Annotated in this window: 16 protein-coding genes; 15 read left to right on the plus strand and 1 reads right to left on the minus strand. The window is 66.7% G+C overall.

Translation table 11 applies throughout. The annotated features are described in order from the left end of the window. Positions 1-493: 493 nt before the first annotated feature. From H7F35_RS28390 to H7F35_RS28430, 9 genes are all read left to right on the plus strand, one after another. Entirely contained in the window at positions 494-1,294 is an 801-nt protein-coding gene (locus H7F35_RS28390; protein WP_261803386.1) for a class I SAM-dependent methyltransferase, read from the plus strand. A 26-nt stretch (positions 1,295-1,320) separates the two neighbouring features. Continuing rightward, a complete protein-coding gene (locus H7F35_RS28395) occupies positions 1,321-2,145 on the plus strand; it encodes a methyltransferase, TIGR04325 family (RefSeq protein ID WP_187109856.1) in 825 nt (274 codons plus the stop codon). 120 nt (positions 2,146-2,265) lie between these two features. Continuing rightward, positions 2,266-2,985, plus strand: a complete 720-nt coding sequence (locus tag H7F35_RS28400) for a peptidoglycan DD-metalloendopeptidase family protein (protein ID WP_261803387.1) — start codon at positions 2,266-2,268, stop codon at positions 2,983-2,985. 74 nt (positions 2,986-3,059) lie between these two features. Beyond that, complete coding sequence (locus H7F35_RS28405) at positions 3,060-3,416, plus strand: hypothetical protein (RefSeq protein WP_261803388.1); 357 nt, start codon at positions 3,060-3,062, stop codon at positions 3,414-3,416. Positions 3,417-3,492: 76 nt separating this feature from the next. After that, complete coding sequence (locus tag H7F35_RS28410; RefSeq protein ID WP_187109858.1) at positions 3,493-4,725, plus strand: TolC family protein; 1,233 nt, start codon at positions 3,493-3,495, stop codon at positions 4,723-4,725. Continuing rightward, positions 4,722-6,224: an efflux RND transporter periplasmic adaptor subunit gene (locus H7F35_RS28415; protein ID WP_187109859.1), complete on the plus strand. Its 1,503-nt coding sequence runs from the start codon at positions 4,722-4,724 to the stop codon at positions 6,222-6,224. Before H7F35_RS28410 ends, H7F35_RS28415 begins: the two co-directional genes overlap by 4 nt. Beyond that, positions 6,221-9,397 carry an efflux RND transporter permease subunit gene (locus H7F35_RS28420; RefSeq protein WP_261803389.1) on the plus strand — a complete coding sequence of 1,059 codons (3,177 nt, stop codon included), beginning with the start codon at positions 6,221-6,223 and terminating at the stop codon, positions 9,395-9,397. The genes H7F35_RS28415 and H7F35_RS28420 overlap by 4 nt, the downstream gene beginning before the upstream one ends. Next, complete coding sequence (locus tag H7F35_RS28425) at positions 9,394-9,741, plus strand: copper-binding protein (protein WP_261803390.1); 348 nt, start codon at positions 9,394-9,396, stop codon at positions 9,739-9,741. The genes H7F35_RS28420 and H7F35_RS28425 overlap by 4 nt, the downstream gene beginning before the upstream one ends. A 124-nt stretch (positions 9,742-9,865) precedes the next feature. Beyond that, positions 9,866-10,879 carry an AraC family transcriptional regulator gene (locus H7F35_RS28430; RefSeq protein ID WP_187109860.1) on the plus strand — a complete coding sequence of 338 codons (1,014 nt, stop codon included), beginning with the start codon at positions 9,866-9,868 and terminating at the stop codon, positions 10,877-10,879. On the opposite strand, the gene H7F35_RS28435 is transcribed toward H7F35_RS28430, so the two are convergent. Next, a complete protein-coding gene (locus tag H7F35_RS28435; protein WP_187109861.1) occupies positions 10,880-12,079 on the minus strand; it encodes an ABC transporter substrate-binding protein in 1,200 nt (399 codons plus the stop codon). It abuts the gene before it with no gap. Positions 12,080-12,268: 189 nt separating this feature from the next. Between H7F35_RS28435 and H7F35_RS28440 the strand changes: the two genes are divergently transcribed. The 6 genes from H7F35_RS28440 to H7F35_RS28465 are packed head-to-tail and all read left to right on the plus strand — an operon-like array spanning position 12,269 to position 17,678. Further along, a complete protein-coding gene (locus H7F35_RS28440; protein WP_187109862.1) occupies positions 12,269-13,528 on the plus strand; it encodes a dienelactone hydrolase family protein in 1,260 nt (419 codons plus the stop codon). After that, a complete protein-coding gene (locus H7F35_RS28445) occupies positions 13,525-14,490 on the plus strand; it encodes a PDR/VanB family oxidoreductase (protein WP_187109863.1) in 966 nt (321 codons plus the stop codon). The genes H7F35_RS28440 and H7F35_RS28445 overlap by 4 nt, the downstream gene beginning before the upstream one ends. Before the next feature lie 23 nt (positions 14,491-14,513). Continuing rightward, on the plus strand, positions 14,514-15,827 hold the full coding sequence (locus tag H7F35_RS28450; RefSeq protein ID WP_187109864.1) for an aromatic ring-hydroxylating dioxygenase subunit alpha: 1,314 nt from the start codon (positions 14,514-14,516) through the stop codon (positions 15,825-15,827). Then, positions 15,824-16,309 carry an aromatic-ring-hydroxylating dioxygenase subunit beta gene (locus tag H7F35_RS28455; protein WP_187109865.1) on the plus strand — a complete coding sequence of 162 codons (486 nt, stop codon included), beginning with the start codon at positions 15,824-15,826 and terminating at the stop codon, positions 16,307-16,309. Before H7F35_RS28450 ends, H7F35_RS28455 begins: the two co-directional genes overlap by 4 nt. Further along, complete coding sequence (locus tag H7F35_RS28460) at positions 16,306-16,899, plus strand: cysteine hydrolase family protein (RefSeq protein ID WP_187109866.1); 594 nt, start codon at positions 16,306-16,308, stop codon at positions 16,897-16,899. Before H7F35_RS28455 ends, H7F35_RS28460 begins: the two co-directional genes overlap by 4 nt. Next, on the plus strand, positions 16,896-17,678 hold the full coding sequence (locus H7F35_RS28465) for an SDR family oxidoreductase (RefSeq protein ID WP_187109867.1): 783 nt from the start codon (positions 16,896-16,898) through the stop codon (positions 17,676-17,678). The genes H7F35_RS28460 and H7F35_RS28465 overlap by 4 nt, the downstream gene beginning before the upstream one ends. Positions 17,679-17,729 lie beyond the last annotated feature (51 nt).

Raw genomic sequence — 17,729 nt, forward strand, 5'->3', positions numbered from 1 at the left:
TTACAGTTAGACAAGGTTATTTCTAAAACGTACTACCCGAACTGTCACGTACGAGGTAACTGATGCGTGGTTTGAGGGAAGGAGGTGAGTCCGCCGATCGGATTTCGGCGTCGGGAGAGGTCGGCGAAGCGGGGTACTCAAGGGGAGAAACAGAGGAGATCAGGCCTGTCAGGGTGGCAATGATCGTTCTGTCGGCATAACTGGATTTGTCTGAGCGCCTCGCAGGGAGTCATGCGGAAAACGCACAGCCAGGTGTTCGGGGAATGAAGCATTTACAGCGAAATCCGCTGTTATTAATTCATCGAGTCTGTAACTGGATAAAAAATATCTGTACAAAACTCAGAAATAATCAAGACTTCGCGAAGTGTCTGTTTTTATGCAGAATCAACTCTCTTGAAAGTCAAAAATGCTTAGCGACATCCTATTACCCGATGTAGTTCTCAAGCGTTGCAATCACTACTTCGAGTCGATTCTTCCGAACAATTCAGATGCATTGACCGCCAACGCCATCTATTTCGGCAACGCGGAGTGGGCGCAGGAATACCTGGACTTCTGCCATCGGGACACGCACTTCAGGGCCAGATGGCTCGCGGCGGGCGGCGACTGGACCGACAAGGTCGTCATCGACCTGGGCTGCGGGCCCGGCAATGTCTTTGCCACGCTGGGCGGCAAGCCCAGGCTGCTGATCGGCGTCGACGTGGCCGCCGGCTCGCTGGAGCTGGCCGCGAGCCTGGGCTACACGGCGGTGCTGGCGGATGCGGCGCACACGCCTTTTCGCTCGGGCGTGGCGGACATCGTGGCCATCAATGCGTCGCTGCATCACTGCGACGACATGGGTGCGGTGCTGCGAGAGGGCGCACGGCTGGTGAAGCCCGACGGCATCCTCATCACCGACCACGACCCGCAATTGACCGCGTGGGACTACAAGGGCCTGGCCCGGCTGATGTGGGACGCGCGGCTGTGGGTCTATCGCGCGACGCGGCACGGTTTTCACAAGACCGGCAGCCAGCAGTCGTGGGGGCTGAAGACGGAAGTGCATCACCGGCCCGGCGACGGCGTCACGAACGAGTTCTTCAGGAAGACGCTGGAGCCGCTGGGCTTCGAGGTCAGCGTTCATCCGCACAACCACCAGGTCGGGGCGGAGGCGCTGAGCGGCAGCGTCGGCCCCGCGCAATGGAAGTACCGCATGGGCAATGTGCTGTCGGGCCGCGACCCGGCGGCGCCCGCGAGCGCGTTGTCCCTCATGTGCATCGCCAGGCGCGTGGTGCATGAAGAGCCGATGGCAACGGCATGACCCGGATCCGACACAGGAGAGACACCATGACCATGAACGTTCTCACGATGGGCCGGCAACTGCGTCACGCGCTGGCCGACCCGATTGCGCGCCCCGCCATGCTGCATCTGAAGCGCAGGCAGTTCTTTACGCCGCAGGGCTTCGGCGCCTGCTTCGGCGTGTTCGAAAGCTTCGACGCGGCCCGCGCCTGGCTTCCGCCCAGCGCGGAGTTCGACCATGCCGCACTCGCCCAGGAGTACGTGCAGGTCCGCACGCAGCGCATCTTTGCCTACGACTATCCGGTGATGTGGTGGCTGGAACGCGCGTTTCGCAACGGCGCCGCGTCATTGCTGGACATCGGCGGATCGGTCGGGGTGCACTACTACGCCTACCGCCGCTATTTCGAAATGCCGGACAACCTGGCCTGGCATGTCGCCGAAGTGCCGGCCATCGCGTCCATCGGTCGCGACCTGGCCGCAACGAACCATGCCACGGCGCTGCACTTCACCGAAGACATGGCGCAAAGCGGCAGGGACGCCGACGTGTGGCTTTCCGCCGGTGCGCTGCAGTACCTGGAAGCCGGGCGAATCGACCATCTGCTGCAGCAGTCCGGCGCGCGGCCGCGCCACATCCTGCTGAACAAGCTGCCGCTGTATGCCGGGCCTGACTTCGTGACCACCCAGAACATCGGCGATCACTGCTATGCGCCGGTGCACATCTACAACCGCCTGCGCTTCGTGCGCGGCATCGAGGCGCTGGGCTATGCGCTGGAAGACCAGTGGCTGACGCCGGAGCGTTCGCTGCATCTGCCGGGGCATCCCGAACGCGCGATCCCGGCGTTCACGGGGCTCTACTTTTCCCGGCTGGAGTGAGCAGGGCGCCGGAAGCCGGACAGCCCTTCAGCGACTGCTGGTAGCCTCTGCGGATTCTTCGAGCGCGACTCCGGGCACATGGGGGCGCGTGATTCAAGTCTTCCAGGAAGGAATCCGGTAGTGGTTGTGACAGGCAGGAAGTGGCGCGCGAGCCTCGCGCTGATGGCGGCATTGATGGTGGGCGCGTGCACCACGACACCCAAGACCCCGGTGGCGGGCCCCGGCGAGTACGTCGTGCAGCCGGGCGACACGCTCTATCGCATCGCGTCGAAGTCGGGCCGGTCGGCGAGCGACATCGTCCGCTGGAACAATATCCAGGACCCCGACCGCCTCGAAGCCGGGCAGGTGCTGCGCGTGGTGCCGCCCGGTGGCGCATCGTCCGAAGCGTCGCCCCCGCCCAGGAGCGGTGGCAACGCCGAACGCACAAGGCCGCCCCGGGCCACGGCACCGGCCCGCGAGCCCGACCCCGTCGTGCCACCGGCGTCCCGGCGCAGCGACTGGGGCTGGCCCGCGCAGGGCGCGGTGGTCGCGGGCTTCAACGGCAGCAGCAACAAGGGCATCGACATCGGCGGCAGCCCCGGCGAAGCGGTGCTGTCGATCGGCGCGGGCTCGGTCGCGGCAACCGAGACGCTGCGCGGCTATGGCAGCGTGCTCATGGTCGATCACGGCGGCTCCTACATGTCGGTCTATACCAACGTGCGGACCATGCTGGTCAAGCAAGGCCAGAAGGTGCAAAGGGGCCAGAAGATCGCCGAGATGGGCAACGAGGCCAAGCTGCACTTCGAGATCCGCTACCGCGGCAAGGCCGTCGATCCGCGTCAGTACCTGCCGGCCAAATAAACGGGCTTCGCGCTGTTCGGGCCAACAGCGCTACACTCCCGCCGCACATGCGCCGCACCTCCTTCCATCGCTGCATGACCGCGTTCCTCGTGGTCCTGTCGCTGCTGTTCTCGCAGCTGGCGCTGGCAAGCTACGTCTGTCCGGGCGTGCCCGACACGTCCTCGATGGCGCAGATGATGGCCACGGGCGAGCCGTGCGAAGGCATGGACATGGCGCAGCCCGTGCTCTGCTACCAGCACGCGGCAGACATGTCGCTGTCGTTCGAGCCGGTGAAGCTGGCCACGCCATCGCTGCCCGCCATCGTGCAGATGGTGGTCATGCCACTGGTGCTGGTCTCGCTGGGCCATGCACTGCCAGTGCAGGCCCAACCCGAGCGACAGCATCCGCCGCCCGACCCCGTTTTTCTGGCCACGCGCAGACTTCGCGTCTGAAATTTCCGTTGACTGACCGGTGCTGGTGCGGCTTGTCCGCTCGCCAGCGATTGCCTCGTTCGTCTGCGGAGTTTCCATGTCCATTCCTTTCCCGCGCGCGGCCGCTTTGGCCGCTGCGCTGCTGCCGTACCTCGCGGTGGCCACGCCTCTTTCTTTCGATACAGCCCTTCAGCTCGCCGTCCAGCGCTCCGAAACGGCGCGCGCTGCCCGTGCCGGCGTACTGAGCGCCACGGAAGCATCCCGGGCTGCGGCCCAGTTTCCCGATCCGACGCTGCGCATCGGCATCGACAACCTGCCGGCAACGGGCCCGGATCGCTTCCACACCACGCGCGACTCGATGACGATGAAGCGCATCGGCATCAGCCAGGAATGGCTGTCCGCCGACAAGCGCGCAGCGCGGCAAGCGGCGGCCGATGCCTCGGTCGACCGGGAGGCGGTGCAGGCGCGCGTCGCTGCGGCCGACGCCCGACTGCAAGCCGCGCTCGCGTACCTCGACGCCTTCTATGCCGGCGAGACTTTGAAGCTCTCGACGCTCATGGAACACCACGCTCATGAAGAGCTGGAAGCATCGCGCGCACGCCTGTCCTCGGCGGTGGGGAACAGCCAGGACGTGCTGGCACTGGCCGGCGCACGCGGCATCTCGGAAGACGAGACGGCCGAAGTCCGGCAGCAACAGAACACCGCGCGCGTCGCATTCGAGCGCTGGGTCGGCGTACCGCCCGACGAATTGATGCCCCCGGGGGTCATCCCGCTCCCCACCGAGCAAAGCTACATCGCCAGCCACCCCACAGTCGCCGCGATGCAGCGCGATGTCGATATGGCCAGGCGGGCGGCAGACGTCACAGCGTCCAACCGCAAGCCCAACTGGACCTGGGAGGTGGCCTACGGCCAGCGCACCGGCTATTCCGACATGGTGTCGGTGGGCGTGAGCATCCCGCTGCCCGTGGCGCCTGGCGAACGCCAGGACCGGGACACCGCGAGCAAGCTGGCGCTGGTCGAGAAGGCCGAAGCCGATCTGGCCGAAGCCACCCGGGTTGCCATCGCCGAGTACCGGTCGCTGTACGGCGATGCGCAGCGCCTGCAGCAGCGCATCGACCGCTATGGCAGCGGCGTCGTCGTTCCCGCCGGTCAAAGAACGGCTGCCGCGACAGCCGCCTACCAATCCAACCAGGGCAGCCTCGTCGTGCTGTTCGAGGCACGGCACGCCGAAGTCGAGGCACGGCGCAAGCTGCTGACGCTGCAGCGCGACCTTGCCAAAGCTCGAATCCAACTGGCCTTGCGGCCGCTGACCGCCGAGGTGGCGCAATGAACAGAACACACACGATGGGCGCCTTTTTGCTGGCCGCCCTGTTGCTCGCCGCAGGCGCCTTCTACCTGGGCCGCAAGACCGCGCAGCCTGCGGATGCGTCGATGGCGGCTCCGGCTGCCGATGGCCGCAAGGTTCTCTACTGGCGCGATCCGATGGTGCCGGGCCAGCGTTTCGACAAGCCCGGCAAGTCACCCTTCATGGACATGCAACTGGTCCCGGTGTACGCCGACAGCACAACGGGCTCGGGTGGCGAGGAGGGCGTGAAGGTCAGTCCCTCGGTCCAGCAGAACCTGGGCATCCGCTATGCCAGCGTGCGACGGACGGAAACCTCCGCCTCGTTCGACGCGGTCGGCAGCGTGCAGTTCGACGAACGGCTCAATGTCGCGGTGCAGACCCGCGTTGGCGGGTATGTCGAACACCTGTCGGTGCGCGCGCCGATGGAGCGTGTGCGCAAGGGGCAGGCCCTGGCAACGGTCTTCGCGCCGGAATGGCTCGGGCCGCAGAACGAGCTGCTTGCGCTCAAGCGATCCGGCGTTTCTTCCGACCTCATCGCGGCGGCGCGTGAGCGCATGCGGGCCATGTCGATTCCGGGCGATCTCATCCGGCGCAGTGAAGAGACGGGCACCGCGCAGGCGCGCTACGTTCTGGCCGCGCCGGCCGATGGCGTCGTGGCCGAACTCGGCGTGCGCGAAGGCGTCGCGGTCACGCCCGGCATGACGCTGTTCCGCATCGCTGGCCTGGAAAAAGTCTGGGCGGTGGTCGAGATTCCCGAAGCGCAGGCGGTGCGCCTTGTGCGCGGCCAGAAGGTCAAGGCGACTCTCCAGGCCGATGCGGCGCAGTCCTTCGACGGCACGCTCGACGAGATCCTTCCCGAAGTCAACGTGGCCACACGCACGCTGAAAGCCCGCTTCGAGGTCGACAACAAGCACGGAAAGCTGGTGCCCGGCATGCTGCTGCGGCTGCAGGTGGCCGGTGCCAGCAGCACCCGGCTGGTCGTGCCCGCCGAAGCCGTGATCCGCACCGGCAAGCGTGCCGTCGTCATCGTGCGCAAGGCCGATGGCGCGTTCGAGCCGCGCGACGTGTCGCTGGGTGCGGACATGGGCGACGACATCGAGGTCGTCTCGGGTCTTGTCGACGGCGACCAGGTGGTGGCCAGCGGCCAGTTCCTGATCGACTCCGAAGCGCGGCTGCGCTCCGTGCTGGGCAACATGGCTGCACCGGCAACCGCTCCGGCCACAGCAGCCTCGGCGCCGGCCGTCGCAATTCACAAGGCACAAGGCAAGGTCGAAAGCGTGGCGCCCGACGGCATCACCATCTCGCATGGCCCCGTCGCAACGCTCAAGTGGCCGGCCATGACGATGGGCTTCGCCAAGACCGCGCCGGCTGCTTTCCCGGACATCAAGCCCGGCGACACGGTTCGCTTCGAGTTCAAGGAAGGTGGCCCCACGGGCTATGAACTGGTCTCCGTGCAGCGCGTGCAGGCGGGCGCCAAGCCATGATCGCCGCGCTCATCCGCTGGTCGGTCGGCAACCGCTTCCTGGTGCTGATCGCGACCGTGTTCCTGGTGGCCGCCGGCTGGTGGTCGGTGGCGCGCACGCCGCTCGATGCATTGCCCGATCTCTCGGACACGCAGGTCATCATCCGCACGCCTTTCCCGGGCAAGGCGCCCCAGGTGGTCGAAGACCTCGTGACCTATCCGCTGACCACCACCATGCTCAGCGTGCCCGGTGCCAAGACCGTGCGCGGCTATTCCTTCTTCGGCGATTCGTTCGTCTACGTGCTGTTCGACGACAAGACCGATCCGTACTGGGCACGCTCGCGCGTGGTGGAGTACTTGAACCAGGTGCAGAGCAAGCTGCCCGCAGGCGCCAACGCCTCGCTGGGCCCTGACGCCACGGGCGTCGGCTGGGTCTACGAATACGCGCTGGTCGATCGCACGGGCACGCGCGACATCGGACAGTTGCGCGCGCTCAACGACTGGTTCCTCAAATTCGAGCTGAAGACCGTGCCCGATGTGGCCGAAGTCGCCAGCATCGGCGGCATGGTGCGGCAATACCAGGTGGTGCTCGACCCCGACCGCATGCGCGCGCTGGGCATCACGCAACAGACGGTGGTGGACGCCTTGCAGAAGGCCAACCAGGCATCGGGCGGCTCGGTCGTCGAATTTGCCGAGGCCGAGTACATGGTGCGCTCGCGCGGCTACCTGCGCTCGCTGGACGACTTCCGCACGATCCCGCTGGCCGTGTCCGGCGCCACGCCGGTGCTGCTGCGTGATGTGGCGACGGTGCAGGTCGGCTCCGAGATGCGGCGCGGCATCGCCGAGCTGGACGGGGAGGGCGAAGTGGCCGGCGGCGTGATCGTCATGCGCTCGGGCAAGAACGCGCGCTCGACCATCGAGGCCGTCAAGGCGAAGCTGGAAACCCTCAAGCCCAGCCTGCCGCCGGGCGTCGAGATCGTGCCGACCTACGACCGCTCGCTGCTGATCGACCGCGCCGTCGAGAACCTGCGCGCCAAGCTGATCGAGGAATTCATCGTTGTTGCGCTGGTCTGCGCGGTCTTCCTGTTCCACCTGCGCTCGGCGCTGGTGGCGGTCGTGGCCTTGCCGGTCGGCGTGCTGGCTGCGTTCATCGTCATGCACTGGCAGGGCGTCAACGCCAACATCATGTCGCTGGGCGGCATCGCGATTGCCATCGGCGCGATGGTAGACGGCGCCATCGTGATGGTCGAGAACGTGCACAAGCACATCGAGACCTTCGAGACGACGCATGACCGGCAACCGACCGTGGCGGAACGGTGGCAGCTCGTTGCCGATGCCTCCGTGGAAGTCGGGCCCGCGCTGTTCTTCTCGCTGCTGGTGATCACGCTGTCCTTCGTGCCGGTGTTCTCGCTCGAAGCACAGGAAGGGCGCTTGTTCTCACCGCTGGCTTTCACCAAGACCTACGCGATGGCGGCTGCGGCGGGGCTGTCTGTGACGCTGATCCCGGTGCTCATGGGCTACCTGATCCGGGGGCGCATTCCGCACGAAGCCGCCAACCCCGTGAACCGCTTCCTGATGGCGGTGTACAGGCCCGCGCTGGAACTGGTGCTGCGCTTTCCCAAGGGAACGCTGGCCATGGCCGCAGTGCTGCTGGCGCTGACGGCGGTGCCGTTGATGCGCCTCGGCGGTGAGTTCATGCCGCCGCTGGACGAAGGCGACCTGCTCTACATGCCCTCCGCGCTGCCGGGGTTGTCGGTGTCGAAGGCCTCCGAGCTGCTGCAGCAGACCGACCGCCTCATCAAGACCGTGCCGGAGGTTGCGCGCGTGTTCGGCAAGGCGGGTCGCGCGGACACGGCGACCGACCCGGCCCCGCTCGAAATGTTCGAGACCACCATCCAGTTCAAGCCGAAGGCGCAATGGCGCGCGGGCATGACGGCCGACAGGCTGGTCGAAGAGCTGGACCGCGCGGTGAAGGTGCCGGGCCTGACCAACGTGTGGGTGCCACCCATCCGCAACCGCATCGACATGCTGGCGACCGGCATCAAGAGCCCTGTGGGCATCAAGGTGGCGGGCGCCGACCTGGCCACCATCGATGCGCTGACCACGCAGATCGAAGCGGCCGTGAAGAACGTTCCCGGCGTGTCGTCGGCACTGGCGGAACGATTGACGGGCGGGCGCTACATCGACGTCGATGTCGACCGGCTGGCTGCCGCGCGCTACGGGCTCTCGGTGGCCGATGTGCAGGCGGTGGTGTCCACGGCCATCGGCGGCGAGAACGTGGGCGAAGTCATCTCGGGCCGCGAGCGCTATCCGATCAACGTGCGCTACCCGCGCGAGATCCGCGATTCGCTGGAGCGTCTGCGGCAATTGCCCTTCGTGACCGGCAAGGGCGCGCAACTGCTGCTCGGCGACGTGGCGAAGATCACCATCGAAGACGGCCCGCCGATGCTGCGCAGCGAGAACGCGCGGCTGTCGGGCTGGGTGTATGTGGACGTGCGCGGCCGCGACTTGCGTTCCGCCGTCAACGACATGCAGGCCGCTGTCGACAAGGCCGTGAAGATGCCCGCCGGCTATGCGGTGTCGTGGTCGGGCCAGTTCGAGTACCTGGAGCGCGCGACCGAGCGGCTGAAGCTGGTCGTGCCCGTCACGCTGGCGGTCATCTTCGTGCTGCTCTACCTGCTGTTCCGCTCGTTCGGCGATGCGGCGCTGGTGATGGCGGCCGTGCCGTTCTCGCTCATTGGCGGCTTCTGGCTGATCTGGGCGCTGGGCCATTCGATCTCGGTGGCCACGGCGGTCGGCTTCATTGCGCTGGCGGGCGTGGCGACCGAGTTCGGCGTGGTGATGCTGGTCTACCTGAAGAACGCGTTGGCGCGGCGCCTGGAAGCCGGCGAACCTATGAACGACGACACCCTGCTGGCCGCGATCCGCGAAGGCGCGGTGTTGCGCGTGCGCCCCAAGGCCATGACGGTGGCCGTGGTGATGGCCGGTCTGCTGCCGATCCTGTGGGGCAGCGGTACCGGCTCGGAGGTGATGACGCGCATTGCCGCGCCGATGGTCGGCGGCATGATCACCGCGCCGCTGCTCAGCATGCTCGTTGTTCCGGCCGCCTGGTACTTGATGCGCCGGCGTGGCAATGCCGCGCGCACCCGTTTGTCTGCTGTTTCCACCCAACCCATTGAAGGAGTTACCCCATGAAAGCCCTGCATTCCCTCGCATTCGTGCTGCTCGCAGCATCGGCCGTTGCTGCCCAGGCCCAGATGTCGAAGGACGAAATGTCGTCCATGAAGACAGCGGCACCCGCTTCGCAGGCGGCCGGCATGCTGACCGACGCGGTCGTCCAGAAGATCGACATGGCGGGCGGCGTGATCGTGCTCAAGCACGGCGACATTCCGAACCTCGCCATGCCGCCCATGACCATGGGCTTCGATGTCGCCGACAGGAAGATGCTCGACCAGGTGAAGGCCGGCGACAAGGTCAAGTTCCATGTGGAGGTCATGAAGGGCAAGCCCACCGTGACGCACCTCGAAGCGGCCCGCTGAGGGCCCGGCGGGGCTCATGGCCGGGCAAGCTTCTTGCAGCTTTGGCGCTACCGCCCGGGCAACCCCCATGGCAGGAAGCGCCAGCCGGCAGTAAATTTCCCCACTTTGGCCCTTGGGAGTGTTCGTGGACGCATGGTCGAGCCAGCAGCTTTTTCCTCTGTACGGACGCGAGGTCTTCCGCTCGCGCAAGGCGGACGAGACGCATGCGCTGGTTGCCCATGAGCTGAAGGCGCACCGCAGCGTCTGGGGGCGCGGCAAGGTCGATTCGATCTTCTGCCGCGCCGAGTTGGGCGCACTGTCCTTGTGCATCCTGCGCTATGGCTGCGATGTCGACATCGAGCCCGATGCGCTGGGCAATTTCGTGCTGGTCCAGATGCCCTTGCGGGGCCACGCCGAAATCCACGCGGGCGGCGAGACGCTGCATATCCATCCCGGGCAGGGCGCGGTGGTGTCCGCGCACAAGCCCGTGCGGCTGCGCTGGCATGCGGACTGCGAACAGCTCATGCTGAAGATCGAACTCAGCCGCCTGCAGGAAGTGGCGCGCCGCGCCTTTGCAGCGCGCCATGCGGACGAGATCGGCGAGATCGACTTCGAGATGCCGCTGCGGCTCGACGACGCCGCCGGCACGCAGTGGTGCCGCATGGTGGCCAACCTGGCGTCGTTGCTGCCATCTAACGGCAGCACACCGTACGATCCGCGGTGGCTCGCGCACTGCGAAGACAACCTCATGCTTTACCTGTTGTGCCACCGGCCCAACTCGGTGCGAAGGCAGCACGATGCCCTGCGGCTCGGATCGGAGGCGACCAGCCTGCGGCAGTTGCGGCGGGCAGAGGAATTCATGCGCAGCCGGCTCGAAGCCCCGCTGTCGCTGGAAGAGGTGGCGGATGCTGCCGGGGTGACCCGGCGCATGCTGGCGCTGCTGTTCAGGCGCCACCGCGATCTTTCGCCAATGGAAGTGCTGCGCAACATGCGGCTCGATGCCGCGCACGAACAATTGGCACGACACGACGGCGCGAGCGTGACGCAGATCGCGTTCAACTGCGGCTTCTCGCACCTGAGCCGTTTTGCCGCCTGTTACCGCGAGCGCTTCGGCCAGCTCCCGCGCGACACCTCGCGGGAGCCTGCCTCAAGACACTGATCAGGACTTCATCGCGCACTTCACGGCCGAGCTGTCCTGGTAGTTCTGGAACACGGTGCCGATCACCTTGTTGGCAATGCGTCCGTTGGCATCTCTGGCGATCACGCGCAGGTAGTAGTTCTGGATGGGGAAGTTGTTGGGGCCGTAGCGGAAGTCGCCACGCACCGACCTGTAGTTCGCCGCCTTGATCGCCTTGAGCAGCGCGGGTTTGTCGGCCACCTTGCCGCCAATGTCGCGCACGGCCGCATCCATGGCCATCAGCACGTCGTAGGCCTGGCCGGCATAGAACGACGGGTTGCGCCCGTTGTTCTGCTGGCGGAACGCGGCCACGAAGCGCTGGTTGGCGGGGTTGTCGAGGTCGAACGACCAGTGCGCGGTGTTGAAGAGCCCGAGCATCGGCTCGCCCACGGCGGGAATCATGTCTTCGTCGGCCGAGAACGCGGTCGAGATCAGTGCCACGTCCTTCGACAGCCCCGCGGCGACGAACTGCTTGATGAAGCTCACGCCCATCGCGCCGGGCAGGAAGAAGTACAGCGCCTCGGGCTTCGACGCGCGGATCTGCGCCAGTTCCGCCGAGTAGTCGAGCTGCCCCAGCTTGGTGTAAAGCTCATCGCCCACCGTGCCCTTGAAGGTGTGCTTGAACCCGTTGATGGCGTCCTTGCCGCCGGGGTAGCTGGGCGCGATCATCGCGACCTTCTTGAACCCCTTGTCGGAGGCGAACTTGCCGGCCGATTCGTAGTACGCGTCGTTGGGGTACGACGCGCCGAAGAAGTACGGGTTGCAGCGCGCGCCCGAATAGTCGCTCGGCCCGGCGTTGCTCGACAGATAAGGCACCTTGGCGGCGAAGAGCGGTGGCCCCACGGCGAGCGCGACGGATGAACCCACAGGGCCGGTGAACAGGTCGATCTTGTCGCGCAACAGCATGCGATCCACCACCTGCCTGGCCGTCTCGGGGTTGCCGGCGGTGTCGGCCTCGACGAACTCGACCGGCACGCCGCCGAGCTTGCCGTCGAGCTGCTTCATCGCGACGGCGAAGCCGGCCTTGGCCTCTGCGCCACCGACCGCGAACGGGCCTGAAAGATCCATCGCGAGACCGACCTTGACGGCCGGTGCCTGTGCCTGTGCCTGCGATAGCGACGGCGATGCGCCGGTGACGACGGCGATGGCCAACAAGGCCGTTCTGATGCTTGCCTGCGACATGAAAAATCTCCTCTCGGGGTGATTCGGGTGACGTGGGGGGATGCGAAGCGCGGGTCGGAGTCTGCGTGCCGCCGTGACGGCGGGCTATCCGTTTCTTGCAGCGTGGGTGGCTGCACGAAATGGACAGACAGCGGGCAGGGCGCTGCCCAGAATTGCCCGCAAACCCCATCACTTCGGAAGACACCCACGATGAGTCAGTACATCGACATCCCGGCCGCCGACGGCCAGACCTTTCGCGGCTACCTGGCATTGCCCGCCTCGGGGAAAGGCCCCGGCATCGTGCTGTGCCAGGAAATCTTCGGCATCAACGACTACGTGCGCGAGGTGGCCGATCTCTATGCCGAAGAGGGCTACGTGGTGCTGGCGCCCGACCTGTTCTGGCGGATGGAGCCGAATGTCGATCTGGGCTATTCGCCGGAAGACTGGCAACGCGCATTCGGCTTCTTCCAGAAGTTCGACATCGAGGCGGGCATCTCGGACGTCACCGCCAGCGTGAAGGCATTGCGAGCGCACCCGGCCTGCACCGGCAAGGTCGGCGCACTGGGCTTTTGCCTGGGCGGCAAGCTGGCTTACATGGCGGCCGCGCATTCGGGCGTGGACGCCGCCGTGGGCTACTACGGCGTCGGCATCGAGGCCGCCCTCGACCTGGTGCCGAAGATCGAATGCCCGATCGCGCTGCACTTTGCCGAACTCGACAAGTTCTGCCCGGCCGAGGCGCGCACCCAGGTGCTGGATGCCTTCGCCGGCAAGCAGGGCGCGCAGATGTATGTGTACCCCGGCGTGGACCATGCCTTCGCGCGCACCGGCGGCGAGCATTTCGACAAACCCTCCACGCTGATGGCGCACCAGCGCTCCATGGCGCTGTTCAAGGAAGCCATCGGGCCCGTCTACGACCTGTCGGCGCTCTGGGACAAGCACTGCGAGTACGAGTTCGCAATGCGCGACGTGGTCGCCACCATGGCTACGATGGTGAGCGAGCCCTACGTCAACCACATCCCGACCATGACCGGCGGTGTGGGTGCGAAGGAGCTGTCGCGCTTCTACAAGCACCACTTCATTCCGAGCACACCGCCGGACACGCGGCTCACGCCCATCTCGCGCACCGTCGGCGCGACGCAGATCGTCGACGAGATGCTGTTCTGCTTCACCCACACGGTCGAGATCGACTGGATGCTGCCGGGCATCGCGCCCACGGGCAAAGCCGTGGAGATTCCGCTCGTGGCCATCGTGAAATTTCGCGGCGACAAGCTCTTTCACGAGCACATCTATTGGGACCAGGCCAGCGTGCTGGCGCAGATCGGCCTGCTCGACACCCAGGGCCTGCCCGTGGCGGGCGTGGAAACCGCGCGCAAGCTGGTGGACGAAACGCAACCGTCGAACACCCTGATGCCGCGCTGGTCGAAGTCGAACGGGCTGACCATCGCCGACCCCGCGCTGCCGCTGGGATGAAAGACGCCGACGCCATGCTGGAACTCGTGGTGGCGGCCGTGAGGCCGCTCACGCCGGCCATCAAGTCCTTTGTGCTGAGCGATGCGCGAGGCGGCGCATTGCCGCCGTTTGCGCCGGGCGCACACCTGGGCGTGCAGGTGGTCCAGCCCAATGGGCGCATCGGGCAGCGTGCGTATTCGCTGGTGGCGCCGCATGCCGGCGAAGACTGCTACGAGATCGCCGTGCTCCACGAGCCGCAAGGCGCGGGCGGCTCCGCCTGGATGCACGGCCTTGCGCAAGGCGCCATCCTTGCCACGCATCCGCCGCGCAACGACTTCGCACTGCATAAAGGGAGCGCGCCGCCGTTGCTGATCGCCGGTGGCATCGGCATCACGCCGCTGCTTTGCATGGCGAGGTCGCTGGCGGCCGAAGGGTTGTCCTTCGACTTTCACTACGCCACCCGCAGCGAAGAGGCCACGGCCTATCTGCATGAAGTGCGTTCGCTGGGCGGCACGGTGGTTCACGACGGTGGCGACCCGTCGCGCGGCCTTGACCTGCGCGCGGTGCTGACCGGGCCGCAAGCCGGGCGCCATCTGCATGTCTGCGGCCCCCGGGGCATGGTGCAGGCCGTGGTGGACACCGCCCGAGCGCTCGGATGGCCCGACGACCACGTGCACTGCGAACTCTTTGCCGGCGCCCTCGAACAGACGGGCGACACGGCCTTCGAGGTGCGCACCCTGCGTTCGGGCAAGACACTGACCGTTTCACCCCGCCAGAGCCTGCTCGACGTGCTCATCGCCGCCGGCTTGGACCCCTTGTACGACTGCCGCCAGGGCGACTGCGGCGTGTGCGCCGTCGATGTGGTCGAGGGCATTCCCGATCACCGCGACCACAACCTCAGCGCACGCGAGAAGGCCGAGGGCCGAACCATGTGCACCTGCGTGTCCCGCGCGAAGACGCCGCACCTGGTGCTCGACATCTGACGAAGTTTCAGGAGACTCACCCCATGACGACAACGACCATCGACCTGCAGGCGCTCGTGCAGCCTGACCGCGTGCACAAGCGCGTCTACACCGACCCCGCCATCTTCGAGCTGGAAATGGACCGCGTCTTCGGCCAGGCCTGGCTGTACGTCGGCCACAAAAGCCAGGTGCCCAACGTCGGCGACTACTTCACCACGCGCCTGGGCCGCGAGTCGGTGGTGATGGTGCGCCACACCGACGGCGAGGTGAATGTGCTGTACAACCGCTGCCCGCACAAGGGCGCCAAGATCGTGCCCGACGGCAGCGGCAGCGCCGGAAAATTCCTGCGTTGCCTGTACCACGGCTGGACCTTCAAGTGCGACGGCAGTCTGCTGTCGGTGCCCCTGCGCAGCGGCTATGAAGACACGGCGCTCGACCTCAAGAGCCCGGCGTATTCGGTGCGCAAGGTGGCGCGCGTGGCCAGCCACCGCGGCTTCGTGTTCGCGAGCCTGTCCGAGGACGGCCCCGAACTCAGCGAATTCCTGGGTGGCGTGGCCACGTCGCTCGACAACTTCTGCGACCGTGCACCCGAGGGCGAAGTGGAGGTGGCAGGCGGCGTGCAGCGCGTGATCCAACGCAACAACTGGAAAATCTTCTTCGAGAACCTGCACGACACGATTCACGCGGTGGCCACGCACGAGTCGTCGTGGCGCGCGGCCAAGGAAGAGTACGAAGCCATGCCGGCCGGCACGCCCAAGCCCTTCGAGGTGGTGATCGTCGACGGCAACGGCGAGCCGCTGGAGTTCTGGGCCAACCTGGAACTGAAGGGCTACGACCATGGCCACGGCTTCATGGAAGGCATCTTCGTGCCGCCGACCGATCCGGTGAGCCTGGCCTACGTGGCCTCGCTCGAAGCCAGCCAGGGCGCGCAGCGTGCCGATGAAATCCTGCGCGTGAACCGGCACAACACCATCGTCTACCCGAGCTGTTCGCCGCACACCTCGTTCCAGCAGATCCGCGTGATCCGGCCCTTGTCGGTCGATCGCACGCTGGTGGAAATCTTCAGCTTCCGGCTGAAGGGCGCGCCAGAGGCAACCTTCCAGCGCACGCTCAAGTACACCAACATCGTCAATTCACCCTCGTCGAACGTGATGCCCGACGACCTGGAAGCCTACAATCGCGTGCAGGAAGGCCTGGCCTCCGACGGCGGCGACTGGGTCAGCATGCACCGGGCGGCCGGGCGCGACCAGCCTTTGCCTGGTGGGCGCGCCTCCAACGGCAACAGCGAAATGCCGGCGCGCAACATGTTCCGAACCTGGGCCGCGTACATGGGCGTGCAGGCCGGAGGTGCCGAATGAACTTCAACGACTGGCAAGAGCAGCAGGAGATCACCCAGTTCCTGCACCACGAAGCACGCCTCCTGGACGAGCACCGCTGGGACGAATGGCAGCGGCTGTTCACGCCCGACGGGCTGTACTGGGTGCCGCTGGTGCACGGCCAGACCGACCACCTCAACCACGCCTCGCTGTTCTGCGAAGACGCCTTGCTGCGCTCGATGCGGGCGCGGCGGCTCGAACAGGCCCGCGCCTATTCGCAACAGCCGCCCACGCGCACCGTGCATGTGCTGGGCAACATCTCGCTCGAATCACGCAGTGAAACAGGCGTTGTCGTGCGCTCGACCTTCCTGCTGCTCGAATGGCGCAAGACCGAGCAGCGCAGCTTCGGCGGCAGCGTGCTGCATACCTTGCAGCGCGAGGGCCGCGGTTTCCGCATCCAGATGAAGCGCGTCGACCTCATCAACTGCGACGCGGCGCACGAAGCCCTGCAGGTGTTCATGTGACCGCCGCGCTGCTGGCCATGCACTACCAGAACGACGTGCTGCACGTCGACGGCAAGGTGCGGGTGGGGGTGGCGGCCGATGATCCCGCGCGCCCCCGGCTGATCGCATCGGCCGCGCGCCTGATCGCCGGGGCGCGGGCGAACGGCGTGCCCGTGATCTTCGTGCGCATCGCCTTTGCGCCGGGCTACGCGGACTGCCTGCGCAACTGCACGTTGTTCCGGCGCGTGGCGGAAACGGGCGCGGTGCTCGACGGGAAGTGGGGCGCGGAGTTCTATGACGAATTGGCACCGCTGCCGGGCGAGGCCGTCATCACCCACAAGCGGAACAACCCGTTCTGGGCCAGCGGTCTCGAAGAGGCCGTGCGGCGCACCGGCGCCTCGCGGCTCTACGTGGCAGGCATTGCGACCAATCATGTGGTCGAGCACGGCGCGCGCCACGCCAGCGACCTGGGCTTCGAGGTGGCGGTCGTGGCCGATGCCTGCAGCACCGCGCAGGCACACCTGCACGCGGCCAGCCTGGAAACGCTGGCCATGCTCGCGGATGTGATGAATGTCGACAGCGCGATCGCGCAGATGGAGGCCATGCCATGAGCTTCGAGGGAAAAGTCGCGATCGTCACCGGCGCGGCCGCAATGCTCGGCAGCGCCATCGTGCGGGCCTTCGTACAGGCCGGCGCGCAGGTGCTCGCGGTGGACATCGATACTGCGCGCGGCGAAGCGTTGCAGGCCGAACTGGGGCCGCTGTGCCGCTTCGTGAACTGCGACATCGCATCGGACACGGCGCTCGATGCACTGGTGGCCGACGCGCTCGCCAGCACGGGCCGCATCGACTTCCTGGTCAACAACGCGGTCGTCTACGGCGACAAGGGGCTGGAGGCTTCGCGCGGCGAATGGCTGCACGCGCTCGACGTCAACCTGGTTTCCGGTGCGATGCTGGTGCAGAAGACCGCCGACGCGCTGGCGGCGCAGGGTGGGGCGATCGTGAACATGGGCAGCGTCGGCGGCAAGTTCGGCGCGGCGCGCCGGGCGCTGTATCCCGCGGCCAAGGCAGCGATCCTGCAGCTCACGCGCAACCAGGCGGTGAGCCTTGCGCCCCGTCGCGTGCGGGTGAATTCGGTGTCGCCCGGCTGGACGTGGTCGGACGCGCTGTCCCGCATGTCCGGCGGCGACCGGGCGCATGCGGACCGCGTCGCGGCGCCGATGCACCCGCTGGGTCGCGCGGGAGACGGCGACGACGTGGCGCAGGTGGTGATGTTCCTGTGCTCGGACGCGGCGCGCTTCGTGACGGGCGCGGACATTCCGGTCGATGGCGGGTTCTCGATGCTGGGGCCGGACCAGGGGCGGTCGGCCGGGGACTGGTTCAACACCTGACCTGGGGGCGGCGAAGGGCGAGCCCGACGCAGCCTCCAGGGAACCGCTGCC

This window comes from Variovorax sp. PAMC26660, from assembly GCF_014302995.1.
Taxonomy (GTDB): Bacteria; Pseudomonadota; Gammaproteobacteria; order Burkholderiales; family Burkholderiaceae_C; genus Variovorax.